Origin of the sequence: Microbacterium sp. Leaf288 (assembly GCF_001422925.1) — a bacterium.
GTDB lineage: Bacteria > Actinomycetota > Actinomycetes > Actinomycetales > Microbacteriaceae > Microbacterium.
In genome coordinates this window covers 632,775-657,165 of the sequence record NZ_LMNI01000011.1, presented here as the reverse complement: position 1 = coordinate 657,165, position 24,391 = coordinate 632,775, and the positions used below count along the sequence as shown (strand labels likewise).

At 70.6% G+C, this 24,391-nt stretch carries 22 protein-coding genes and 1 tRNA gene; 6 read left to right on the top strand and 17 right to left on the bottom strand.

Annotation, left to right across the window (positions count from 1 at the left end; all coding sequences use genetic code 11):
• Positions 1–200: 200 nt before the first annotated feature.
• The 5 genes from ASF40_RS12340 to ASF40_RS12320 all read right to left on the bottom strand — a co-directional run bounded on the left by ASF40_RS12340 (position 201) and on the right by ASF40_RS12320 (position 5,279).
• Positions 201–854: a hypothetical protein gene (locus tag ASF40_RS12340; protein WP_235560219.1), complete on the bottom strand. Its 654-nt coding sequence runs from the start codon at positions 852–854 to the stop codon at positions 201–203.
• A 4-nt stretch (positions 855–858) separates the two neighbouring features.
• Positions 859–1,761, bottom strand: a complete 903-nt coding sequence (locus tag ASF40_RS12335; protein ID WP_056369416.1) for a carbohydrate ABC transporter permease — start codon at positions 1,759–1,761, stop codon at positions 859–861.
• Positions 1,758–2,717, bottom strand: coding sequence for a carbohydrate ABC transporter permease (locus ASF40_RS12330; RefSeq protein ID WP_056369415.1), 960 nt, complete (start codon positions 2,715–2,717; stop codon positions 1,758–1,760). The genes ASF40_RS12335 and ASF40_RS12330 overlap by 4 nt, the downstream gene beginning before the upstream one ends.
• Positions 2,718–2,778: 61 nt before the next feature.
• Positions 2,779–4,098: an ABC transporter substrate-binding protein gene (locus tag ASF40_RS12325; RefSeq protein ID WP_056369412.1), complete on the bottom strand. Its 1,320-nt coding sequence runs from the start codon at positions 4,096–4,098 to the stop codon at positions 2,779–2,781.
• 113 nt (positions 4,099–4,211) lie between these two features.
• The gene (locus ASF40_RS12320; protein WP_056369410.1) at positions 4,212–5,279 is read right to left on the bottom strand and encodes a LacI family DNA-binding transcriptional regulator; all 1,068 of its coding nucleotides are present in this window, start codon (positions 5,277–5,279) and stop codon (positions 4,212–4,214) included.
• A gap of 110 nt (positions 5,280–5,389) precedes the next feature.
• On the opposite strand from ASF40_RS12320, the gene ASF40_RS12315 reads away from it, so the two are divergent.
• Entirely contained in the window at positions 5,390–7,363 is a 1,974-nt protein-coding gene (locus ASF40_RS12315) for a DUF2264 domain-containing protein (RefSeq protein WP_056369938.1), read from the top strand.
• Positions 7,360–8,370, top strand: coding sequence for a hydroxyacid dehydrogenase (locus ASF40_RS12310; protein WP_056369408.1), 1,011 nt, complete (start codon positions 7,360–7,362; stop codon positions 8,368–8,370). The genes ASF40_RS12315 and ASF40_RS12310 overlap by 4 nt, the downstream gene beginning before the upstream one ends.
• A 144-nt stretch (positions 8,371–8,514) precedes the next feature.
• Here the strand turns inward: ASF40_RS12310 and ASF40_RS12305 are convergent.
• A tRNA-Thr gene (locus tag ASF40_RS12305) sits at positions 8,515–8,590 on the bottom strand.
• A gap of 258 nt (positions 8,591–8,848) precedes the next feature.
• Here ASF40_RS12305 and ASF40_RS12300 point away from each other — a divergent pair.
• From ASF40_RS12300 to ASF40_RS12290, 3 genes are all read left to right on the top strand, one after another.
• A complete protein-coding gene (locus tag ASF40_RS12300; protein ID WP_056369406.1) occupies positions 8,849–9,751 on the top strand; it encodes a MetQ/NlpA family ABC transporter substrate-binding protein in 903 nt (300 codons plus the stop codon).
• 88 nt (positions 9,752–9,839) lie between these two features.
• A complete protein-coding gene (locus ASF40_RS12295; protein ID WP_056369404.1) occupies positions 9,840–10,877 on the top strand; it encodes a methionine ABC transporter ATP-binding protein in 1,038 nt (345 codons plus the stop codon).
• On the top strand, positions 10,870–11,529 hold the full coding sequence (locus ASF40_RS12290; RefSeq protein WP_082497028.1) for a methionine ABC transporter permease: 660 nt from the start codon (positions 10,870–10,872) through the stop codon (positions 11,527–11,529). Before ASF40_RS12295 ends, ASF40_RS12290 begins: the two co-directional genes overlap by 8 nt.
• A 75-nt stretch (positions 11,530–11,604) precedes the next feature.
• Here ASF40_RS12290 and ASF40_RS12285 read toward each other — a convergent pair whose 3' ends face one another.
• From ASF40_RS12285 to ASF40_RS12245, 9 genes are all read right to left on the bottom strand, one after another.
• Entirely contained in the window at positions 11,605–13,164 is a 1,560-nt protein-coding gene (locus tag ASF40_RS12285) for an alpha/beta hydrolase (RefSeq protein ID WP_056369402.1), read from the bottom strand.
• Positions 13,161–14,345: a DNA polymerase III subunit delta' gene (locus ASF40_RS12280; protein WP_056369401.1), complete on the bottom strand. Its 1,185-nt coding sequence runs from the start codon at positions 14,343–14,345 to the stop codon at positions 13,161–13,163. Before ASF40_RS12280 ends, ASF40_RS12285 begins: the two co-directional genes overlap by 4 nt.
• Positions 14,346–14,402: 57 nt before the next feature.
• Positions 14,403–15,062 carry a dTMP kinase gene (gene tmk / locus ASF40_RS12275; RefSeq protein ID WP_056369399.1) on the bottom strand — a complete coding sequence of 220 codons (660 nt, stop codon included), beginning with the start codon at positions 15,060–15,062 and terminating at the stop codon, positions 14,403–14,405.
• Positions 15,059–17,776: a type I DNA topoisomerase gene (gene topA / locus ASF40_RS12270; protein WP_056369397.1), complete on the bottom strand. Its 2,718-nt coding sequence runs from the start codon at positions 17,774–17,776 to the stop codon at positions 15,059–15,061. The genes tmk and topA overlap by 4 nt, the downstream gene beginning before the upstream one ends.
• A gap of 67 nt (positions 17,777–17,843) precedes the next feature.
• The gene (locus tag ASF40_RS12265) at positions 17,844–18,161 is read right to left on the bottom strand and encodes a hypothetical protein (protein ID WP_056369395.1); all 318 of its coding nucleotides are present in this window, start codon (positions 18,159–18,161) and stop codon (positions 17,844–17,846) included.
• Positions 18,162–18,207: 46 nt separating this feature from the next.
• Positions 18,208–18,540, bottom strand: coding sequence for a TadE family type IV pilus minor pilin (locus ASF40_RS12260; protein WP_056369393.1), 333 nt, complete (start codon positions 18,538–18,540; stop codon positions 18,208–18,210).
• Positions 18,540–18,782: a DUF4244 domain-containing protein gene (locus ASF40_RS12255; protein WP_056369391.1), complete on the bottom strand. Its 243-nt coding sequence runs from the start codon at positions 18,780–18,782 to the stop codon at positions 18,540–18,542. The genes ASF40_RS12260 and ASF40_RS12255 overlap by 1 nt, the downstream gene beginning before the upstream one ends.
• Positions 18,783–18,870: 88 nt before the next feature.
• Complete coding sequence (locus ASF40_RS12250; RefSeq protein WP_056369933.1) at positions 18,871–19,845, bottom strand: type II secretion system F family protein; 975 nt, start codon at positions 19,843–19,845, stop codon at positions 18,871–18,873.
• 65 nt (positions 19,846–19,910) lie between these two features.
• On the bottom strand, positions 19,911–20,885 hold the full coding sequence (locus ASF40_RS12245) for a TadA family conjugal transfer-associated ATPase (protein WP_056369388.1): 975 nt from the start codon (positions 20,883–20,885) through the stop codon (positions 19,911–19,913).
• 648 nt (positions 20,886–21,533) lie between these two features.
• Here ASF40_RS12245 and acs point away from each other — a divergent pair.
• Complete coding sequence (gene acs, locus ASF40_RS12240; protein WP_056369386.1) at positions 21,534–23,525, top strand: acetate--CoA ligase; 1,992 nt, start codon at positions 21,534–21,536, stop codon at positions 23,523–23,525.
• A 119-nt stretch (positions 23,526–23,644) separates the two neighbouring features.
• On the opposite strand, the gene ASF40_RS12235 is transcribed toward acs, so the two are convergent.
• Together ASF40_RS12235 and ASF40_RS12230 are read right to left on the bottom strand one after the other, a co-directional pair.
• Positions 23,645–24,112: a RidA family protein gene (locus ASF40_RS12235; RefSeq protein ID WP_056369384.1), complete on the bottom strand. Its 468-nt coding sequence runs from the start codon at positions 24,110–24,112 to the stop codon at positions 23,645–23,647.
• A gap of 2 nt (positions 24,113–24,114) precedes the next feature.
• A complete protein-coding gene (locus ASF40_RS12230; protein ID WP_045298026.1) occupies positions 24,115–24,330 on the bottom strand; it encodes a hypothetical protein in 216 nt (71 codons plus the stop codon).
• Positions 24,331–24,391: the final 61 nt, after the last annotated feature.

The window sequence follows — 24,391 nt, the reverse complement described above, 5'->3', positions numbered from 1 at the left end:
GAATCCTTCGGAGCCGCCTCGGCCCCGACAGGCACCGACTTTATGGACGACACCCCGCCCTGCACGGACAAGCGGACAAAACCGGTCATGACCCGGGCTTCGTCGGATGAGCATGGGCGCGGCGAGGCCCCGGGCGGACCAGATCGCGGGCGCGACGAAGCCCCCGGCGTTTCGACACGCCCGGGTTCGTGCGGGACCGTTCAGCCCGCGCGCGCGACCACTGCTCGGGCGGCGAGCACGAGCATTCCGGGGACGAGCACCACCAACGGCGCGAACATCCACACGACGAGCCCGCTCATGCCCAGGGCGAGCAGCAGGAGGAACGAGCCGGGGACGTCGCGCACGGACTCTTCCGCCGCGCTGCGGATCAGCACGCTCCACGAGGCGGTCGGCCGCCACTTCGCGATCGCGCGGAGCAGCACCACGCCGATGCCGAGACCGATCAGTCCCGACGCCCAGCGGTAGGCCGCGCCGCCAGGCATCTCGAGGATCACCGGGCTGGTGAGCGTCGCGGCGATCGCCCAGACTGCGGCGGCGGCGAGCACTCCCCACAGCCAGCCGCGCCGCAGCGCCCGCAGGAAGTCCCGGCCGAGTTCGAGCAGCGAGTCCGACTCCCCCTCGACGTGTCGTCGGAAGTGGGCGGCGCCTGCCGCGAAGGCCGGCAGTGCCGTCACGGCAGGGAGGGCGAGCACCGCCACCGCCAGGCTGACCACGATCGTCTCGGAGAACAGCCCGAGCCCGCGGCTCGACAGTACGCGGGCGATGCGCTGGGCACCCCGCGGGGGCCGTCCGGCCGCCCGGACTCCCGCCCGGGCGGGAGCGCCGTGGCGCGGGGTCGTGCCAGTGGCTGTCATCGCCTCAGCCCTTCAGTCCCTGGGTGGCGACCCCGTCCACGAGGTACCGCTGGAAGATGAGGAAGAAGAGGAACACCGGGATGAGCGCGAGCACCGCCATCGCCATCTGCCCGCCGTAATCGGCCGACGAGCTCTGGTCGACGAACAGGCGCAGCGCGATCGGCAGCGTGTACAGGTCGGGGTCCTTGAGGTACAGCAGCGGGCCGAAGAAGTCGTTCCAGGTCCAGATGAACGTGAAGATCGCGCTCGTGACCAGCGCCGGCTTGAGCAGCGGCAGCATGATCGATCCGAAGGTGCGGTAATGGCCCGCGCCGTCGATGCGCGCGGCCTCGTCGAGCTCGCGCGGCAGTCCCCGCATGAACTGCACCATGAGGAAGACGAAGAACGCTTCGGTCGCGAGGAACTTTCCGAGGAGCAGCGGGGTGAAGGTGTTCACCATGCCGAGCGCGTTGAACATGATGTACTGCGGGATGATCACGACGTGGAACGGCAGCAGCAGCGTCGCGATCATGATGCCGAAGTACACCGAGCGGCCGGGGAAGTCGATCCGGGCGAACGCGTAGGCGGCGAGCGCCGACGAGATCACCACGCCGATGACCGACAGCACCGCGAGGATCGTCGAGTTCTGGAAGAACGTCCAGAACGACACTCCTCCGATCCCGCTCAGCGCGGTCTCGTAGTTCTCGAACGTCACCTCGCGCGGCAGCAGCTGGGCGTTGCCGACGATCTGCGACGACGGCTTGAACGTCGACAGCAGCATCCAGGCCACGGGGTAGAGGATCACGACGAGGAGCGCGAGCACGACGACGTGGAACACGATCTCCTTGCCCGTCCAGCGGCGCCGCGTGCGGGCACGGCGTGCGGCCTTGCCCTCCTCGGCGGTCACGAGCAGCTGCGTTGCGCTCATCGTCCTTCGTCTCCTGCGTAGTGGACCCAGAACTTCGAGCTGCGGAAGAAGATCACCGTGATGAAGGCGATCACGAGCACGAGGACCCAGGCCATGGCCGAGGCGTACCCCATCTGGAAGTCGCGGAAGCCGCGGAAGTAGAGGTACAGCGTGTAGAAGAGGGTCGACCGCGCGGGGCCGCCAGTGCCGCCCGAGATGATGAACGCGGAGGCGAACACCTGGAACGCGTTGATGGTCTCGAGCAGCAGGTTGAAGAAGATCACCGGCGAGAGCATCGGGATCGTGATGGCACGGAACTTGCGGATCGGGCCGGCGCCGTCGACGGATGCCGCTTCGTAGAGCTCGTGCGGCACCTGCTTGAGTCCGGCGAGGAAGATCACCATCGGAGCGCCGAACTGCCACACGGCGAGGAGGATCAGCATCGGCATGGTCTTGTCGGGGTCGCCGACCCAGCCGCCTGCCGGGAAGCCGAAGAACTGCTGGATGCTGTCGACCGGTCCGTCGTCGATGAACATGGCCTTCCACACGACGGCGATCGAGACCGACGCCCCGACGAGCGACGGCAGGTAGAAGGCGGACCGGTAGAAGCCGCTGCCGCGGAACGCCGCGTTGAGGATGAGCGCCACACCGAGCGCGGCCGCGAGCTTGAGCGGCGTGCCGACCAGCACGTAGACGGCGGTGACCTTCCACGCCTGCAGATAGTCGGGGTCGCTCCACAGCCGGACGTAGTTGTCGAAACCGATCCACTCAGGCGGGCTGAACAGGTTGTAGTCGGTGAAGGAGAGGTAGAGGGAGGCGACCATCGGCCCTGCGGTCAGCAGCAGGAAGCCGAGCAGCCAGGGTGCGAGGAAGACGTATCCGGCGCGGATGTCCTCCCAGCGGCGCCGGCGGCGCGGCGCCGGCTGCGGCGTCCGCACCTCCGGCGGCGCGGGGGGTGCGAGTGTATCGGCGGTCATGACGGTTGCTCTCCCGGAAGTCGCGGGCGGCGTGCAGCGGTGCACGCCGCCCGCAGGGTGGTCACTTCAGTGCGTTCTCGGCCTCGGCGAACCAGCGGTCGGCCGCCTCGTCGGGTGTGGCCGCACCGTAGGCGACGTCCTGGCTGATCGCCACGAAGGTCTGCTCGAGCGTTCCGAGGCCCTTCACGGCCGGCGGCGCCTGGCCGTCCAGCTGGTCCGCGACGGACTCCTGGTAGGCGAGGATCTTCTCGTCGAGCTCGTTCGCCTCGATGCCCTCGGCGGCGCTCGACGAGGCGGGCACTCCACGCGACATGCCGAAGATCGCACCCACCTCGGGGTCGTTCACGAGGAAGTCGATGAACTTCGCCGCCTGTGCGGGATGTTCGCTGTTGGCGCCGATCGAGAGCATCAGGCCGGGCTTGAGGAACATGCCCGTGTCGTCCTCGTCGTCGTAGGGCGGGATCGCGAGCGACAGCTCGGGCTTCGCGGGGCCTTCGCTGAAGCGGGCGAGGAAGTTCGCCCAGCTGACGTCGCTGGCGATCTCACCGGCACCGAGGGCATCCACGCCCTCGAGCTGCGCCTGGCGCGCGGCCGGCATGACCCCACCCGACTCCTGCAGCGTCGCGCTGCGCGACCACCAGTCGGCGAGGTCGCTCTTGTCGAAGCCGAGCTCGTCGCCGTCGATGAGAGACAGACCCTGCTGGCCGAGCCAGATCTGGAACAGCCAGAAGTACTGCGTGTAGTCGAGCGAGCCGTAGACGACCGGGCTGTTCGCCGCGCCGGCCTTCGAGACCTCCGCGAGGAAGTCGTCGTACTCGTCCCAGGTCAGCGGGCCGTCGGGCACTTCGACTCCCAGCTGCTCGAGCAGGGGGCCGTTGTAGAGCGTCGCGAGCGTGCTGCTCGACGATGCGAGGCCGACGATCTTGTCGTCGACGGCGCCCGCCTGCACGAGCGACGGGTCGATGCCGTCGGTGTCGATGGCCTCGCCGATGTAGTCGTCCAGCGGCAGCACGTGCCCGAAGCCGCCGTACTCAGCGAGGTAGGCGAGGTCCATCTGGAACACGTCGGGGAGCGTCCGGCTCGCGGCCTCGGTGTTGCGCGAGGTCCAGTAGTCGCCGAAGCTCGCGTAGCTCGTCTGGATCGTGATGTTCGGGTTCTGCTCCTCGAACAGGTCGATCGCCGCCTCGTAGCGCTCGGCGCGACTGGCGTCACCCCACCACGCGAAGTTCAGCGTGACCTCTTCGTCGGGGTCCGCGCTCGCAGCGGGTTCGGCGCCGCCGGCGCAGCCGGTCAGGAGCGTGAGGGCGCCGACCGCGAGAATGGTCCCCGCGGTGAGTGCGCCTCGCCGTGCCGTGGCACTGGTGAATGCTCGGGATGTCATCGGAGCCTCCTTGCTCGTTGCCTCTCGTCGCTCACCCGGCGATCGCGCCGGGGGCCGTGCAGAGACAATGTAGGTCGGGGTTCGACCGGTCGTGAGCAAGCGGACAAAAGCGATCACGACACCGCCCCGCACGACTCGCGCACCGTCAGACGCGGCAGCATCGTGATGTGCCGCGCGGCGCTGTCGGGCGCCGCGATGCGCTCCGTGAGGATGCGCATCGCCTCCTGCCCGAGGTCGCGTCCAGGCGGGGTCACACTCGTGAGCGGAACCATGGCAAGCCCCGCGGTGTCGTCATCGAACGCGACGACCGCGAGATCATCGGGAACACGGATGCCGCGGTCCATGGCGAGCTCGACGAGCCGTGCGGCGTGCACATCGGTGTGCACGAGTGCCGCGTCGGTGCCGGTGTCGCGGCAGGCTTCGAGGAACGCGATGAGGGAGTCGTCCAGCGGATCGCTCTCGCCGTCACCGCCCTTCGGGAGCGCGACGGACGGCGCGTCGGCGAGGCCGAGCCGGGCCACGGCGGCGCGGTGGCCGTCGCGGATGAGCGGCGCCGTCGGCGTGCGGTCGAACAGCGCGAGGCCGACCGAGCCGTGCCCGAGCAGGGACAGATGCTCGACCGCAAGTTCGGCGCCGCGCTCGTGATCGGTGCGGGCGCTGTCGTAGACGGCGAGCGCCGTGGATTCCAGTCTTCGCTCGAGGAACACGACCGGCACCGGGATCGTCCGCACCCACTCGGCCAGCTCCGCCTCGGTGCGGCTGCGCATGGTCGGGGCGAACACGATGCCCGCGACGCCGATCTCGATCAGCCGCTCGACCTGCCGCTGCTCGAGGTCTTCGCGGTACTGCGAGGTCGCGAGCACGACACGGGTGCGCACGCCGTGGGACGCGGCATCCATCCCCCGCACGATCTGCGGGTAGTGGCTGACCGATCCGGGGACGACCACGCCGACGTTCGTGCGCGCCGCCTGCGGGACGGCGGGGGCGCCGACGGCGATCGCGCCGCCGTGGACGCGGGCGAGCTTGCCGGCCTTCTCGAGCTCCACGATGTCGCGGCGCACCGTCACCTGCGAGACGCCGAGCTGCGTCGCGACGTCCGCCGCGCTGACGCTGCCGTGGAGTTCGACCTGGCGCAGCAGGTGCTCGTGACGTGTCCTCGGCAGTGAGTGCTGTCCAGTCATGGGTGCGAAGTCCGTTCGTCGCAGTCTGATCCGGTTTGACCGATCAATGATCGGAATTGTCCGAAAGGGCCGATGGCTACAGGATCGTAATGCACGATCGACGCGTGACGATGACGTACGGGGAAGCCGAAGTGGCGAAGACGACAGCACGGGACCGCTGGCAGGGGCTCGCCGACCGGCTGCTGGAGGCGACGGCGCCGTACGCGTCTCCGAGCGGTTCGCTCGTCGTGCTTCCAGGCCCGGCGAGCGCGTCGGGACGATGGAGCGACGGGCTCGAGGGCTTCGCCCGCACCGGCCTGCTCGCGGCGTTCCGCGTGGCCGGCGCCGGCGGCGACGACCCGGCAGGGCTGCTGGAGCGATTCGCCCGCGGGCTCGCCGCCGGAACCGACCCCGCCCACCCGGAGCGGTGGCCCACGATCAGCGAGCGCAGACAGGCTGTGCCCGAGGCGGCATCCGTCGCGATCCTCCTGTCGGAGACCCGGCCTTGGCTCTGGGACCGTCTCGACCCCGCCGTGCAGGAGCGCACGGTCGCCTGGCTCGCCGGCGTGGTGGGCACGGGCGGCTACACCAACAACTGGACGTGGTTCCAGACGGTGATCGAAGGCTTCCTGCAGTCGGTCGACGGCCCCTGGAGTCAGGGCGACCTCGACCGCAACCTCGAGATCCAGGAGGGCCTGTACCTCGGCGACGGCTGGTACTCCGACGGCGCAGGACCCGACGGGTCGCGCCAGAACTTCGACCACTACGCGGGCTGGGCGTGGCACGTCTACCCCCTGCTGCACGCGCGGATCCTCGGCACCGACCTCGAGCAGGTGCATCGCAACCGCCTCCGGGATTTCCTCGGTCAGGCGCGCGACCTCGTCGGCTCCGAGGGCGCTCCGCTCTTCCAGGGCCGCTCGCTCACGTACCGCTTCGCGACGCTCGCCCCGTTCTGGGCGGGGGCCATCGCCGGCGAGACCCCGCTGGCAGCGGGCGGTACGCGGGCGCTCGCCGACGGCGTGCTCGACCACTTCCTCGACGCCGGGGCCGTCGACGAGCGAGGCCTGCTGTCGATCGGCTGGCACCGTGAGCACCGCCCGATCCGGCAGGCGTACACCGGCTCGTCGTCGACGTACTGGGCGAGCAAGGGCCTGATGGGCCTGCTGCTGCCCGAGGACCACCCGGAGTGGTCGGTGCAGCCGGACGACGTCCAGGCCGAGCCCGTCCGCACACGCCTCATGGTCGCACCGGGCTGGCTCGTGGTGCGCTCCGAGGCCGATGGCATCGTGCGCGTTCTGAACCACGGCTCGGACGGCTTCCGCGGCCCCGCGGGCGGCGTGCGCGCCGACAATCCCTTCTACCACCGGGTCGGCTATTCGACGATCTCCTCCCCCGACCTCTCGGCCGGCGGGATCGCCAAGCCCCTGGAGTCCCATGTCGCGCTGCTGGACGGTACTGGTACCCCGTCCCACCGCGACCGCATCGAGCGCGTGCACCTGGACGACCGCGTCGCGGTGTCGCGGTCGCGGGTCCACTGGCTCGACACCCCCGAAACGGGGAACACGACCGACGTCGCGGGATGGGCAGCGCTGCGGCGCGGCCCGCGGGTGACCGTGGCGTCGGTCGTGCACGGGGTGCACGAGCTCCGGCTCGCATGGTGGGATGCAGCGCCGCGCGTCGCACAGCCGTCGGCCGCCGACGACCTCGACGCGGTGTGGCCCGAAGACGGCGGACCCTGGCGCTTCCGCATCGGCGGATGGGCGCTGCCCGTCGAGCACGGCCGGTGGCGAGCGACCGCAGCGACCACCGCGACCCGCGACGACGGCGTGACGACCGCCGTGGTCGGCGTGCGCGGCCTGCCGGTCCCCGGGATCGCCCACCGATCCGGCGGGGATTCGTTCGCCTCCGGTTCGGCGACACCCTGGGCCGCGGGCGCTACCCCTGCCGGCGAGGGCGACGTCGTGGCCGCGCTCGTCGCGATCGGTGCGCAGGAGACGCTCGATCTCGACGCGGTGCCCGCCGTCGAGGTCGAGGCCGGCCGTGTCGTCGTGCGCTGGAGCGACGGCGTCGTCGACATCGTTCCGACCGGCGAGGACCGCGCGTGAGCGCCCTCGCGCGCCCCAAGGCGCTCTTCGCGATGGAATCCCCGCAGCTCGCGTCGGAGCTGTTCGGTGCCGCGGCTCGTGCCGACCTCGAGCGGTTCGTCCGCCTCGACGATCTCGTGCTGACCCCTGACCTGCTGAGCGTGCCGCCGTCGACGGCCGACACCGAGATCCTCATCACCGGGTGGGGCGCTCCCGCGCTCGACGGGCCGACGCTCGCCCACTGGCCGCGCCTGCGCGCCGTCGTGCACGCCGCCGGGTCGGTCAAGCGCCTCGTGACCCCCGCGGTCTGGGAACGAGGCATCCGTGTCTCCAGTGCCGCCGGTGCGAACGCGGTCCCGGTCGCGGAGTACACCCTCGCGACGATCCTGCTGAGCGCCGGAGATGTGCTCCGCTCGGCGCGCGACTTCACCCGGACCCACGACATGATCGCGGCCCGCCCGCGCGGCGGGGTGGGTGCCTTCGGCATCACAGTGGGCGTGGTGGGCGCGTCCCGTATCGGCCGGCGCGTGATCGAGCTGCTGCAGCCCTTCGACATCCGGTGCGTCGTCTTCGATCCCTCGCTCGACGCCGCGAGTGCATCCGCCCTCGGCGCGGAGCTCGTGAGCCTTCCCGAGCTGCTCACGCGCTCGCAGGTGGTCACCATCCACGCGCCGGCGCTCCCGGAGACCTTCCGCATGATCGGCCGCGACGAACTCGCGCTCATGGCCGACGGCGCGACACTGATCAACACCGCGCGAGGGTCGCTCGTCGACACCGATGCCCTCGTCGCCGAGCTCGCGACCGATCGCCTGCGGGCGGTGCTCGACGTCACGGACCCCGAGCCGCTGCCGCCGGGGCATCCGCTGTTCTCTCTGCCGGGCGCCACGCTGACGCCTCACATCGCGGGCTCGATCGGCAACGAGCTGCGTCGGCTCGGCCATCATGTCGTCGCGGAAGTCGAGCGCTTCGTGCGCACGGGCGACCTCGCCGACGAGGTGACCTCGCCCGACCTCGCGCGCATCGCGTGATGCTGCCGCATGGGGGCGGCAGCCCCCTCTGCATCGGTCGGGGCGTCAGAGGCTGATACGCGGCGACGAAGTCTCCGTACGATCGAGTCGTCCGACGTCGCGCTTCGCATGCCGCGAGGAGGGATTCCCGTCGAAGGGGATCTGTGGAGCCACCTAAGGGAATCGAACCCTTGACCTAATCATTACGAGTGATTCGCTCTGCCGACTGAGCTAAGGTGGCGGGCCTCGCTTGCGCGACGCACAAGCAACGATCTTACAGGGTCTCGCGGGCGCTCGCGAATCACGGCGGCCGAGGCATCCGTTCCGGACTCGATCCCACTTCCGGACGGACTCGGTGTCGACGTGTTACGCCCCGGTTCGAGATGGCGCATCACCCCCACGTAGGTTCGAAGGCGGTCCGCGACGAAGCGTGCGCGGTCCGTGGATCGTGCGCGCGGTCACAAGCCCGAGACGGGCCTCGATCCACAGGAGCACTCACATGTCCACGTCCAAGAAGCTCACCGCCGCAGCAGCACTCGCGCTTCCTCTCGCCCTTCTCCTCGCCGGCTGCGCCGGTACCGGAACGGATGCCGCCGCCGGCGCCTCCGAAGAGAACGAGGTCGTCCGCATCGGCGTCGTCGACTCCGGCGACCCGTACTGGGAGACCTACAAGGAGGCCGCCGCGGACGAGGGCATCGAGGTGGAGCTCGTCAACTTCAGCGAGTACACGCAGCCGAACCCCGCCCTCTCGGCGGGCGAGCTGGACCTGAACCAGTTCCAGCACATCATCTACCTCGCGACCTACAACGTGCAGAGCGACGACGACCTCCAGCCGATCGGCGCCACGGCGATCTACCCGCTCGGTCTGTACTCGTCGCAGTACGAGTCGACCGACGACATCCCCGAGGGATCGACGGTCGCCGTTCCCAACGACGAGTCGAACCAGGCGCGCGGCCTCCTCGTTCTCCAGTCGGCCGGCCTCATCGAGCTGAAGGACGGCGGCTCGGTCTTCTCGACCGTCGCCGACGTGCTGCCGGAGTCGAAGGTCAAGGTCGAAGCGCTCGACGCCGCCTTCACCGCGACGTCGCTTCCCGACGTGGCGGCGGCGATCGTGAACAACGACTTCCTCGCGGACGCCGACCTCGCCGCCGAGGACGCCATCGCCACGGACGACCCGACCGACCCGAGCGCGTTCCCGTACATCAACATCTTCGCGGCGAAGGCCGAGGACGCCGACAACCCGACGTACCTCAAGCTCGTCGAGATCTACCAGAACACGCAGGACGTCCTCGATGGCGTCGTCGAGGCGTCGGGCGGCACCGCCGTCCTCGTGAAGACCCCGGTGGACGAGCTCGTGACGTCGCTCACCGACGTCGAGGACGACATCCGCGCCAACTCGTAACAGCCGCCATTTCGCGGCACTCGCCTGTGCGGTCCGCGTGCACCTCGTGCGCGCGGGCCGCACACGCGCGTTCCGCCGAGGAGCATTCATGACCCTGATCCGCCTGACCGGCGTGACCAAGACCTTCCCGCCGGCATCCACAGACGGCGCGACTGTCGTCGCCGTCGACGACATCTCGCTCGACATCGCGGCCGGCGAGGTGTGCGGCATCATCGGCTACTCCGGTGCCGGCAAGAGCACCGTGCTGCGGCTCGTGAACGCGCTCGAGACGCCGACCTCCGGCACCGTCGAGATCGACGGCCGTGACATCACGCACCTGCGCGAGCGCGAACTGCGCGAGCTGCGCGGCGACATCGGCATGATCTTCCAGCAGTTCAACCTCTTCGACTCCCGCACGGTCGCGAAGAACATCGCCTACCCGCTCGAGGTCGCGCGCCGCCCGCGCGCCGAGATCGCGGCGCGCGTCGACGAGCTGCTGCGCTTCGTCGGCCTCGCCGACAAGGCGAAGAACTACCCCGAGCAGCTCTCTGGCGGGCAGAAGCAGCGCGTCGGCATCGCCCGCGCCCTCGCGACGAACCCGCGCATCCTGCTCGCCGACGAGGCGACGAGCGCCCTCGACCCGGACACCACGCAGGAGGTGCTCGCGCTCCTGAAGCGCATCAACCGGGACCTCGGTGTGACCGTCCTCGTGATCACCCACGAGATGGACGTCATCCGCACCCTCGCCGATCGCGTCGTCGTGATGGAGGACGGCGCAATCATCGAGAGCGGCGCCGTGTTCGACGTGCTCTCGTCGCCGCAGCACGCGGCGACGCGCCGCTTCGTCGCGAGCATCATCGAGGACGTCCCGGTCGGCGACCAGCTGCGCACGCTGCACGACCGCCACCCGGGGCGCATCGTGACGTTCACGATCCGCGACGGCGACGTCACGCAGGCCGACGTCTTCGCCGCACTGTCGTCGCGCGGCGTGCGCTTCGAACTCGTGCACGGCGGGATCAACGACATCGGCGGGCGCGTCTTCGGGCATCTGACTCTGGCACTGACCGGAGAGGCGGATGCCGTGCAGCAGGCCATCGACGCGGCCTCGGCGTTCGCGCCGCTCATCGAGGAGGACGTTCGTGGATAGGCTCATCGACCTTCTTCCCGAGCTCTGGGCCGCGACGGCCGAGACGCTGTACGTGGTGTCGCTGAGCCTCGTCTTCGGCGGCATCGCGGGACTCTTCGTCGGACTCGCGCTGTACGCGACGAGGCCGGGCAGCCTGTTCCCCAACCGGTTCCTGTTCGGCACGATCAACGTCATCGTGAACTTCTTCCGGCCGATCCCGTTCGTGATCCTGCTCGCGGCCGTGCAGCCGATCGCGCGCAGCCTCGGCATCCCGGGCATCGGTCCCGAGTTCGGCATCTTCGCGATCACCATCGCGTCGCTCTTCGCGATCAGCCGCATCGTCGAGCAGAACCTGCTGACGGTGCGTCCCGGCGTGATCGAGGCCGCCCGTGCCACGGGGGCGAGCCGCTCGCGGATCCTCCTGCGCCTCCTCCCCCGCGAGGCGCTCGGCCCCCTCATCCTCGGCTACACGTTCATCGTCGTCGCCCTCGTCGACATGACGGCGATCGCGGGCGCCGTCGCGGCGGGCGGACTCGGTGAATTCGCGATCGTCTACGGCTTCAAGCAGTTCAACCCGGCGGTCACCTGGGCCGCGGTGCTCGTGATCATCGTGATCGTGCAGCTCGTGCAGTTCCTCGGCAACGCGCTCGCCCGCCGCGTGCTGCGCCGCTGACGACCACGACCTCGCAAGCAGCAAGCGGATGCCGCGACCCTGAGGTCGCGGCATCCGCTTCTGTCGTTCGTCAGTTCACTCGCAGCGCAGCCCGTCCTGCGGGGGCGTCCCCTCGAGCAGGTACGTCTCGATCGCCGAGTCGACGCACGAGTTTCCCTTGTTGTACCCGGTGTGGCCCTCGCCGACGCGCGTCACCAGCACACCCGACGAGAGCTGATCGGCCAGCGACACCGACCACTCGTACGGGGTCGCCGGGTCGTTCGTGGTGCCGACCACGACGATCGGCGCGGCACCGTCGGCGGTGATGCGCTCGCGCACGCCGGTGGGCGGGTACGGCCACACCTCGCAGGGGTCGGGTCCGAACCAGTAGGGCGCGATCGTGGGCGCCTTCTCGGCGAGGGTCGCCTCGGCCGCCGCCAGGTCCTCATCGGTGGCACCCGTGGGGTAATCCATGCAGTTGTACGCGCGGAACGCCTCGGTCTGGTTGCCGGTGTACGTGCCACCCTGGCGGTCGTAGTAGAAGTCCGCCAGCTGGAACGCGATGTCGGCGTTGCCCTGGAGCACGTCGGTCAGCGCCATCGTGAGGTACCCCCAGCTGTCCTGCGAGTAGAGTGCGGCGACGATCGCGGTCATCAGTGAATCGGAGCCGAGCAGGCGGCCGTCGGCGTTCGGGATCGGGTCGCGGTCGACGCTCGCGAGCAGCGTTCCGAGATCGGCCATCGCCTCGTCGACGGTGCCGCGGAACGGGCACTCCTTATCGGTCAGGCAGTCCGCCATGTACGCGCGCAAGGCCGATTCGAACCCCGTGCCCTGGGTCACGTTGACGTCGAGGTTCGACACCGACGGGTCGACGGCGCCATCGAGCACGAGTCGTCCCACCTTCTCGGGGAACAGCTTCGCGTACGTCGCGCCGAGGAACGTGCCGTACGAGTAGCCGAGGTAGTTCAGCTCCGTGTCGCCGAGCACCGCGCGCAGCAGGTCCATGTCGCGGGCGGAGTTCTCGGTGGTGATGTACGGGAGGATGCCGTCGCTGTTCTCGTCGCAGGCCTCGCCGAAGCTCTTGTGCCGTGCGAGGAGCTCGTCGGCCCAGGCATCCGTCCCGCGGGCACCCTCGGGGATGTCGAACAGGTACGCGTCCATGTCGGCCGCGTCGTAGCAGGTCACCGCGGTCGACTCGCCGACACCGCGCGGGTCGAAGCCGATGACGTCGAACTGCCGGCGCACCGGCTCGCTCACCGCGAAAGACACCGAGTCGCGGATCAGGTCGACACCGCTGGCGCCGGGTCCGCCGGGATTGGTGAGCAGGGACCCGATCGGGTCGTCGGTGCCTTCGGCACGGCTGCGGATGACCGACAGCTCGATGTCGCCCTTCGTCGGGTCGGACCAGTCGAGGGGCGCCGTGACCGTGGCGCAGTCGAACGTCTCGTTGCAGCTGGACCAGTCGAGCGGCTGCTCGTAGTACGGCAGCAGGTTCTCGGCGACGCCGTCGGTGTCGGCCGCCTTGCTCGAGCTCGGACGCGGCGACGCGTCGGGGATCATCGCCGACAGGCAGCCGCTGAGGATGACGGATGCTGCGACCAGGCCGGCGACGACGGCAAGCGCGCGACGAAGTCGGCGGGGGCGGGTCGGGTTCACGGGATCCTTCCGCTCGCGACGGTGACGAGCATGCTCTCGAGCGCCAGGGCGGGCGCGGCGTTCAGTTCGAGGTTCTCGCGGGTGACGCCGATGCGGTCGACGACCGTGAGCGTGCGCTCGGGCGTCCACGCGGCGGCGAGGGCCCGCAGGTCGGGCTCGAGCTCGCGGTTGATGAGGTCGGTGTCGCGGCCGAACTGCAGCAGCAGCACATCGCGGAACATCGACTCGAGGTCGGTGAGCACACGATCGATGCCGTCGCGCAGGCTGCGCGTGGCGCGGCGCTTCTGCTCGTCCTCGAGCGCCGACAGCTGCGACCGCACGGCGGGCGGGACCGCGGCCCCTTCCGCGATGCCGAGGGTGCGCAGCAGCCCTGCGCGCTCCGCCTCGTCGCGCTCCGCGGTGAGGGCCTTGGCGTCGTCGGTCGCGGCGGCGACGATCGCGCCGGCGACCTCGACCGCGTCGCCCACGCCCCGCACCGCGAGCACGCCGCGCAGCGTGGCGTCGCGTCGTGCGCGGGCCGCGGCATCCGTCGCGAGCCGCTGCGCCATGCCGATGTGGCGCTGCGCGTGCCGGGCGGACTGCTCGGCGATCGCAGGGTCGACGCCGCTGCGCCGCACGATGAGGTCGGCGACGTCGGCGACGTCGGGCTCGCGCAGACGCAGCGTGCGCACGCGCGAGCGGATCGTCGGCAGCAGGTCGGCGTCGCTCGGCGCGCACAGCACCCAGACCGTGCGCTCGGGTGGCTCTTCGAGCGCCTTGAGCAGCACGTTCGAGGTGCGCTCGGCCATGCGATCGGCGTCTTCCATGACGATGACGCGGTACCGCCCGAGCGAGGGCGCGAAGTACGACCGCTCGACGAGGGCGCGCGCGTCCTTGATGGAGATGATGACGCCCTCGGTGCGCAGCGCGGTGAGATCGGGGTGGGTGCCGGCGAGCACCTGGTGCATCGTGCGTTCGTCACCGGGCTCGGCGATGAGCGCGGCCGCGAAGGCGTGGGCGAGCGTGGACCGGCCGGAGCCGGGAGGACCGGTGATGAGCCATGCGTGGGTCATCGATGCGGGATCGGATGCTGCTTCCCGCAGCGCCGCGACGGCATCGGGCTGCCCCCACACGTCGCCCCACGGGAACGCCTGGTCGTCCGTCGCGGAAGACGCCCCAGCGACAGCGGCGACCGGCTCCATGCCGACCAGCCTAACCATCCCGCCGGACACCGGCTGTGCGTACGCCGAGCGTTCGCCTCATGCGAGGAGCGGCTCCACGCGTGCGCGCACGGCGGCGGCGAGTTCGTCCGGCGGGAGCGCGGCGTCGAGCACGAGGAAGCGGTCCGGCTCGGCGGCGGCGAGGGAGAGGAACTCCTCTCGCACGCGGGCGTGGAAGTGCTCCTTCTCGGACTCGAGTCGGTCGAAGGGCTTGTCATCGGCGTCGAGGCGCTCGCGCGCCGATGCGGGGTCGAGGTCGAGCAGCACCGTGACGTCGGGAAGGAGGCCGCCGGTCGCCCACAGGGAGAGCTCTCGGACCTCGTCACGCCCGAGGACGCGTCCCGCACCTTGATACGCGACAGAGGAGTCGAGGTAGCGGTCCTGGATCACGACCTCGCCTCGCTCGAGTGCGGGCCGCACCAGCGTCTCGATGTGATGCGCCCGGTCCGCCGCGTACAGCAGCGCCTCCGCCCGCGGAGCGACCTCTCCCCGGTGGTGCAGGACGATGTCGCGGATGAGAACGCCCACCTCGGTGCCGCCGGGCTCCCGCGTGCGCACGACCGTGCGTCCGACACTCGTCAGCCACGCGTCGAGGAGCGCCGCCTGCGTCGTCTTGCCGACGCCGTCACCGCCCTCGAACGTGACGAACAGCCCTTCGACGGGCTCACGGACCGGACGGGTGTCGCCGCCGCCCGTCACTTCTTCGCCGCGGGCTTGCGCGTCGTCGTCGTGCGGCGCGCGGGGCGCTTGGCCGGTCCCTTCGCGCGCTTGTCGGCGAGCAGCTGCACCGCGCGCTCGAACGTGACCTCCATCGCGTCCTCGCCGCGCGGGATCGTCGCGTTCGTCTCGCCGTCGGTGACGTACGGGCCGAAGCGGCCGTCCTTCAGCTTGATCGGCTTGCCGCTCGTCGGGTCGGCCTCGAACTCCTTGAGGGCCGACGACGCGCCGCGCGCACCGTACTTCGGCTGCGCGTAGACGGCGAGCGCCTCCTCGAGCGTGATGTCGAAGATCTGCTGCTCGCTCTGCAGGGTGCGCGAGTCGGTGCCCTTCTTGAGGTACGGACCGTACCGGCCGTTCTGGGCGGTGATCGGGGCTTCCGTCTCGGGGTCGACGCCGACGGTGCGCGGGAGGTCGAGCAGCTTCAGCGCGGTGTCGAGGTCGATCGTGTCGACCGACATCGACTTGAAGAGCGATGCCGTGCGCGGCTTGGGCGCGGCCTCCTTCTTCGCCCCGCGCTTCTTCGGCGCGGGTTCCGGCTCGACGGCGACGACTTCGCCGGTCTCTTCGTCGACAGCTTCCTCGGCCGGCGGATCGGTCTCCTGCACGTACGGGCCGAAGCGGCCGTCCTTCACGACGACGAGCTTGCCGTTGGCGGGGTTCTCTCCCAGCACGCGGTCACCCGCGACCGGGGCGTCGATGAGCTCCTGCGCACGCGCCGGCGTGAGCTCGTCGGGCGCGAGGTCCTCGGGGATGTTGACCCGCCGGGGCTCGGCGTCCGGCTTCTCGGCGTCGGCCACCTCCAGGTACGGGCCGTACTTGCCGAACCGCAGCGTCGCGACGTCGCCGATGGGCGTCGAGTTGAGGGCGCGCGCGTCGATCTCTCCGAGGTTGTCGACGATGTTCCGGAGGCCGACGTGGTCGGTTCCCCCGAAGTAGAAGTCCTGCAGCCAGTCCTGGCGCTTCTGCTCGCCGCGGGCGATCGCGTCGAGGTCGTCCTCGAGCGCCGCCGTGAAGTCGTAGTCGACGAGGTCGGCGAAGTGCTGCTCGAGCAGGCGCACGACACTGAACGCGAGCCAGCTCGGGATGAGCGCCTGGCCGCGCTTGGTGACGTAGCCGCGGTTGAGGATGACGTCGATGATGCTCGCGAACGTCGAGGGGCGGCCGATGCCCTTCTCCTCGAGCGCCTTGACGAGGCTCGCCTCGGTGTAGCGCGGCTTCGGGCTGGTGGCGTGGCCCTTCGGCTCGACGTCGCGCATGCGGAGCACGTCGCCCACCGCCATCGCCGGCAGCGACTGGTCGTCGGACTTGTCGCTGTCGCCGCGCTTCTCGTCGCGGCCCTCCTCGTAGGCCTCGAGGAAGCCCTTGAAGGTGTACACGGTTCCGGATGCCGTGAACTCGGCGCGGCGGCCGGCCGCCGCGACCTCGAGGGTCACGGTGGTGGTCTCGTACTTCGCGTCCGACATCTGGCTGGCCATCGTGCGCTTCCAGATGAGGTCGTACAGGCGCAGTTCGTCGCGATCGAGCTGGCCGGACACCTCGGACGGCGTGCGGAACGTCTCGCCCGACGGGCGGATCGCCTCGTGCGCCTCCTGCGCGTTCTTGCTGTTGTTGCGGTACGAGCGGGGGTTCGGCGGCACCGACTTGTCGCCGTACATCTTGACCGCCTGCTCGCGCGCGGCCTGCACGGCCTGCGTCGACAGCGCCGTCGAGTCGGTGCGCATATAAGTGATGTACCCCTTCTCGTAGAGACGCTGCGCGACGCCCATGGCGTGCTTGGCGCTCATCGAGAGCTTGCGACCGGCCTCCTGCTGGAGGGTCGAGGTCGTGAAGGGCGGCTTCGGGCTGCGGGTTCCGGGCTTGGACTCGAGGGCGGTGACGGATGCCTCGGCCGCCGCCTCGATCGCGGCGGCGAGTTCGCGCACCTGTGCCTCGTCGAGGACGAGGACGGCCTTCTTCAGCTCACCGCGGTCGTCGAAGTCGGTGCCGCGGGCGAGCACCGCACCGTCGACGCGGGCGAGGCGCGTCGAGAAGGACTCGTCGATGCCCTGCGGGCGGTTCGGCGCGGCGAGCGCCTCGATGTCCCAGTACGAAGCAGACACGAACGCCATGCGCTCGCGCTCGCGGTCGACGACCAGGCGCGTCGCGGCCGACTGGACACGGCCGGCGGACGTGCCCTGCTGCACCTTGTACCAGAGCACGGGGCTGACGTCCCAGCCGTAGAGGCGGTCGAGGATGCGGCGGGTCTCCTGCGCGTCGACGAGCGCGAGGTCGAGCTCGCGGGTGTTGCCGACGGCGGCCTGGATGGCGTCCTTGGTGATCTCGTGGAAGACCATGCGCTTGACGGGGACCTTGGGCTTGAGCGTCTGCAGCAGGTGCCACGCGATGGCTTCACCCTCGCGGTCTTCATCGGTGGCGAGCAGGAGCTCGTCCGCCCCCTTCAGCGCGCGCTTGAGCTCAGCGACGGTCTTCTTGCCGCGCTCGCTCTCGACGTAGTACGGGTCGAAGCCGTTGTCGATGTCGATCGAATACTTCCCGTACGCCTCCTTCTTGTCGGCGGGGATGCTCTTCTTGTCCGCCAGGTCGCGGATGTGCCCGACCGAGCTGAGCACCTCGTAGCCATCGCCGAGGTACCCCTGGATCGACTTCATCTTCGTCGGTGACTCGACGATGACGAGCTTCTTGCCTTCTGCCAACGGGGGCGTCCTTTCTTCGACGCAAACCATACACGCCACTTCTCGGTGCAGGGGCTGTGAGACGTGATCAGGGAGGCGGCCCAGCCCGTGCGGAGGCCTGCGCGGTGACCGGCCCGAGGCGCATCGACACGGTCACCGTCGCGATCAGCTCGTCGAGCTCGCAGGCCTCGATGGCGCCGCCGAAAGTGCCCGCGACCTCGGCCGCACGCTCGCAGGGGACGCCGGGCACCGCGCCGGAGGCCGCGTCCGCCGCGGCGAGCGCACCGGCGTCGGCCGCTGAAGCCAGTCGCTGACTCGCGACCGCCGCAGCGCCGGCACCGGCGAGCGCCGCCGCGAGGATGGCGGCCGCACCGACGATCCCGACCGCGGCCGTCGTCCCCGCCATCAGCCCGGCCCGCGCGCCGGCGGCGCGAGGGCGCCGTGCGGCGCGTTCACAGGCCGCCTGCCAACGCACATCCGGCCGCCGTCACCCGCACTCCGAACAGCGCCGGAGCGGATGCCGCCACGCACACGAGATCCCCCTGAGCGGTGATGTCGACGGATGCCTCCGCCACGGTCGTCGCGACGGCGTCGCGCACGCGCTGCTCGGACTCGCCGCGGGCGCTCAGGCGCGCGGCATCCGCCACCGCGTCCTGAAGCCGCACCTGCCGCGACGCGCCTGCGAGGATCCCGACCCCGACGAGGAGGACGAGCGCGACGGCGGGGAGCGCGACCGCGAACTCGGCGACGACCGCACCGCGATCGTCGCCCAGCCGCGGCCGCATCACGCCACCGTGAGCGCGCGTCGCACGAGGTCGGTGAGGATGGTGCGCACCTCATCCGACCGCATGATGACGACGAGCAGGCCGGCGAAGGCGACCGCTGCCATCGTCGCGATGGCGTACTCGGCGGTCGCGGCGCCGGTCTCGTCCTCCCCCGTGCGGTCGACGTCGCGCGGTGCGAACAGGCGTTCGGCGCGGCGACGCGTGAGGCGGGGCACGACGAGGTCGGTTCGGGACAGGGACATATGGGTTCTCCGTTCGATGGATTCGTGGGTGCGGGCACGGTCTGGGCGCGAAGACGCGGCACGGCGTCGCGGTCTCGAGGAGGGGCCGTCACAGCGAGACCGACATCGTCGACATGACGCTGAGCAGCATGGGCGCGACCCCGAGGAGGAGGAATGCGGGCAGTGTGCACACGCCCAGTGGGATGAGCAGCCGCGAGGAGAGCCGCGCGGCACGAAGCCGGGCCTCGACACGGGCGCGATGCCGGGCGTGCGCGGCGGAAGCCCGCAGCAGCTCGACGGCGGGCACGCCTGCTGTCCGCGAGAGCGCGAGCACGGCGTCGACGTCATCGGATCCGCCCGGCGCGTCTCCTCCCGGGTCCGCCGCGGCGGTCCCGGACTCGCCGCCCGGATCGGTGCTCTCCCCCATGGTTCCGACTCGACGTGCGTCCCGCACGACCGCCCGCGCGCGGTCGATCGACACCCCGCCGCTCAGCGCGATCGCCATCAGCTCGGCGTCGAGACCGGGCGCGCGGTCCGGGCTCGCCGCAATGCGCACGAGCCGCTTCGTCCATCGGTGCGCGGCGAGGATGAGCACCGCACCGGCGCCGAGGCATGCCAGCCCCAGAGGGTTCGCGAACAGGGTGCCGAAGGTGTCGAAGCCGAGCGCCGCACCCAACCCCACGGCGACGAGCGGAAGCCAGCTCATGAGCCGGGCCGTGCCCGCAGGCTCGGCGAGGGTGACCCGCACCTCGTCGGCCGCCTCCTGCGCGTCGCGCAGCGCGGCAGCGAGTCCGCGCAGGCACTCGGCGAGCGGTGAACCCACGACGAGCGCGACCTGGCACGCGACGCCGACCTCCCGCCACGCGCCGGTGCCCGCGGTGGCGATCGCCTCGGGCAGCGGCAGCCCTCGGTCGATCGCCGAGGCGACGTGCCGAGCCGCCGGGTCGCCGGCGCGGGCGAGATAATCCCAGGCGCGGGCAGGCGCGACCCCGGCCTGCAGCAGCACCGCCAACCGCAGCACGGTCTCCGCGATGTCGGCTGATGACGTGGGGGGTCGGGGGGACGAGCGAACCCGGGACAGCACCAGGGCTCGAGGCGACGCCGCTGCCGGGGCGGATGCCCGTGCGCCCTTCGCACCCGTCACCTGCATCACCGCGCTCCCCATCGCTCCTCCTCGATGGCGAGACGCCCGTCGCCGCCGACGACGGGGCGACCGACTCCGGCGATGCGCCGCGAGCCGTCCGTGTCTCGCTCCACGTGCACGACGAGTCCGATCGCGCTGGCTGCCTGCCGCGCGAGCGCGTGGTCGTCGAGCCCTGCGGGCGCACCGAGAGCCTCGAGGCGTGCCGGCACGTCGTGGAGTCCGTTCGCGTGCACGGTGCCGGCTCCGCCGTCATGACCGGTGTTCAGCGCCGACAGCAGCTCCCGCACCTCGTCGCCGCGGCACTCCCCGACCACGAGACGGTCGGGGCGCATCCGCAGGGCCTCACGCACCAGACGAGCGAGTCCGACTCCGCCGGTGCCCTCGATGTTGGGCTGACGCGCCTCGAGGCGCACATGGTGCGGGTGCGCGATCCGCAGCTCCGCGACATCCTCGATCGTCACGATGCGCTCGTGCGCAGGCGCCTCCGCGAGAAGCGCCGCGAGCAGCGTGGTCTTGCCGGCGCCGGCGGCGCCCGAGACCAGGAGATTCGTGCGCCCGGCGATCGCCTCCCGCAGGCGGTCGCGGACTGCCTCGTCGAACATCCCGGTCTGCTGGAGCTCGTCGAGCGTCGCGACGCCCAGGCGCGGCACGCGGATCGACAGGACCGTGCCCTCGGGGGCGATCGGCGGCAGCACGGCATGCACGCGGATGCCGTCCTCCAAGCGCACATCGACGCACGGCGACGCGTCGTCGATATGCCTCCCGCCCAGACCGATGAGCGCGACGGCGAGGTCGCGCACCTCTTCTTCCGTGGCGCGCCACTCGCGTGCCGGCTCCACCCCGGCTCCGCGATCGACGAACAGGCCTGCCGCTCCGTTGACGAAGAGGTCCGTGACCCCCGGGTCGTCAAGGTAGGCGGTGAAGGGTGCGAGGACCGGATGCCGCTCGGCCGGCGCTCGCGGGGGCCTGGAGGCGTGCACCGGTTCGCCACGCGGAACTTCGGCCGCACCGGCACGCCGCGGAACCCATGCCCCGCCGGCGCCAGGCGGAGCCGGTGAACGCGCAGGCGCCGCGGCGCGTGGCGCTGTCTCAGCCGTGGCCACCAACGTCGTCGGGGCGGACGACACGGGCCGGGCCGCAGCATCCCATCGGTCCTTCGCAGCGGGTGCACCCGCAGCCCTGGAACGGGGACGGACGACGAACGGTGCGGACATGCTCCGACGCTACGAAGGCGGTGTCCCACCCGGCGAACACAACCGGTCATCCGTGGAGAGCCGCGCGACGCCACGGGTTGGGGAGGAGCCGACGAATCGAGAGACCGCTCCCAAGGAGGAGAGGCGGCATCCCATGGGGGGAATGGGATGCCGCCAAGCGCGGCCCCGAATTCGGGGGGTGACGTCGGGAGCCGCAATGCCAGAATCGATGTTCGGCCAACGGTCAGCATAGGCGAGGTAGGGGTCCTGACAAAACGAAAAGGAGAGGATTCTCACTGATATATCGGTCGGGATCGATGTATGCGGGGCCACCTACTATCGGGGGTAGTCGGTTCCAGCGGTGGTGGGTACATTTCCTGGCAGACTCGCCGACACCCCTCGGCCTCGACCCAGCCCGCAAAGGAGCGCGCTCCCATGAGCGAACAGACCCCTGTCACGCAAGCCAGCAGCCAGATCGATCACCTGCTGAACGAGGATCGGCGCTTCGCGCCCACCCCCGAGTTCGCCGACAACGCCATCGCGACGGCGGAGCTGTATGAAGCGGCGAAGGCGGACCGCCTCGGCTTCTGGGCCGACCAGGCCCGCGACCTCCACTGGCACAAGCCGTTCACCGAAGTGCTCGACTGGTCGAACCCGCCGTTCGCACAGTGGTTCGCCGACGGCGAGCTGAACGTCGCCTACAACTGCCTCGACCGTCACGTCGAGGCCGGCAACGGCGACCGGGTGGCGCTGCTCTGGGAGGGTGAGCCTGGCGACGAGCGCCGTGTCACCTACGCCGAGCTCACCGACGAGGTCAAGCGCCTCGCCAACGTTCTCGAGGGACTCGGCATCGGCCAGGGGGACCGCGTGGCGATCTACCTGCCGATGATCCCCGAGGCCGTCGCCTCGATGCTCGCGGTCGCACGCATCGGCGCCATCCACTCCGTCGTGTTCGGCGGGTTCTCGGCCGACAGCCTGCGCTCCCGCATCGACGATGCCGGCGCGAAACTCGTGATCACCGCCGACGGCGGCTACCGGAAGGGCAAGGTCTCGCCGCTGAAGCCCGCCGTCGATCTCGCCCTCGCCGACCGCGGCGCAGGGGTGCAGGAGTCCGTCGAGCACGTGCTCGTCGTCAAGCGCGGCGAGAACGAGGTGGACTGGAACGACGGCCGCGACCTCTGGTGGCACGAGGTCGTGCCGCAGGCCTCGGCCGAGCACGAGGCGCAGGCCTTCCCCGCCGAGAACCCGCTGTTCATCCTCTACACGTCGGGCACGACCGGCAAGCCCAAGGGCATCCTCCACACCTCCGGCGGCTACCTCACGCAGTCCGCGTTCACCAACAAGGTCGTGCACGACCTCCACCCCGAGACCGACGTCTACTGGTGCACCGCCGACATCGGGTGGATCACCGGGCACAGCTACGTCACGTACGGCCCGCTCGCGAACGGTGCGACGCAGGTGCTCTACGAGGGCACGCCGGATGCCCCCCACCCCGGCCGCTGGTGGGAGATCGTGCAGAAGTACGGGGTCACAGTGCTCTACACGGCGCCGACAGCGATCCGCTCGTTCATGAAGCTCGGCCGTGCGATCCCGAAGCAGTTCGACCTGTCATCGCTGCGCCTCCTCGGGTCGGTGGGCGAGCCCATCAACCCCGAGGCATGGATGTGGTACCGCAAGATCATCGGCGGCAAGACCGCGCCGATCGTCGACACGTGGTGGCAGACCGAGACCGGCTCGATCATGGTGTCGGCGCTGCCGGGCGTCACCGAGACCAAGCCCGGCTCGGCGCAGGTTCCCCTCCCCGGCATCTCGATCGACGTCGTCGACGAGGACGGCACGCACGTCGGCAACGGCAACGGCGGGCTCCTCGTCGTCACGGACCCGTGGCCGTCGATGCTCCGCGGCATCTGGGGCGACCCGGAGCGCTTCGTCGAGACCTACTGGGAGAAGTTCCAGAAGCAGGGCTACTACTTCGCGGGCGACGGCGCGCGCCTCGACGACGACGGCGACGTGTGGCTGCTGGGGCGTGTCGACGACGTCATGAACGTATCGGGTCATCGCCTGTCGACCACCGAGATCGAGTCGGCCCTGGTCGGAAACGAGGCCGTGGCCGAGGCGGCCGTCGTCGGCGCCTCCGACGAGACCACCGGCCAGGCGGTCGTCGCGTTCGTCATCATCAAGCAGTCGTACCTCGACGCGCACTCCCCCGACGGGCTGGCGCAGAACCTGCGCCTGTGGGTCGGCGAGCAGATCGGCCCGATCGCGCGTCCCCGCGACGTCTACATCGTGGGCGAGCTGCCCAAGACCCGCTCCGGCAAGATCATGCGTCGCCTGCTGCGCGACGTCGCCGAGGGCCGAGAGGTCGGCGATACGACCACCCTCGCCGACACGGCCGTGATGTCGGTGATCTCCGCGCAGGTCAAGTAGCGAAGTCCCCGCTCGTTGAGCGAAGGGCGCTCTGGCGCCCGAAGTCGAAACGCCCCTGACCTTGCGCAAGGTCAGGGGCGTTTCGACTCGCTTCGCTCGCTCAACGAGCGGATGGAGCGTCAGGCGTACGAGAAGACGACCTCGACCTCGACGGGGGCGTCCAGCGGCAGCACCGGCACGCCGACGGCCGAACGGGCGTGCTTGCCGGCGTCGCCGAAGACCTCGCCCAGCAGCTCGCTCGCGCCGTTGATGACGCCGGGCTGGCCGGTGAACTCGGGGACGGATGCCACGAATCCGGTGACCTTGAGGACGCCGGTGAGGCGGTCCACCCCGCCGACGGCCGCCGCTGCGGCGGCGATCGCGTTGAGGGCGCTCTGGCGCGCGTAGCCCTTCGCGTCGGACGCGGGCACGAGACCGTGGCCCTCGCCGACCTTGCCCGTCGCCGGCAGGGAGCCTGCGATCATCGGCAGCTGGCCGGCGGTGTAGACGAGGTCGCCGTGCGCCTTCGCCGGCACGTAGGCGGCGACCGGCGGCACGACGTCGGGAAGGTCGATGCCGAGCTCGGCGAGGCGGGCGCTCACACTCATGCTCACGCCTCCTCGAACTGCTTCGCGGCCTGGGCCGCAGCATCCAGTCCCGCGTTCTGCTGACCGCCGCCGGACGGGCGCTTGAAGTAGGCGACCAGACCGCCCTCGGGGCCCTGCACGACCTGCACGAGCTCCCAGCCCTGCTTGCCCCAGTTGTTGAGGATCGCGGCGGTGTTGTGGATCAGAAGGGGCGTGGTGAGGTACTCCCACGTCGTCATCGCGACTCCTCGAGTAGGGGGAAGGGACGGCTGGTGAAGGCTGGGAAACACCCCGGTCAGC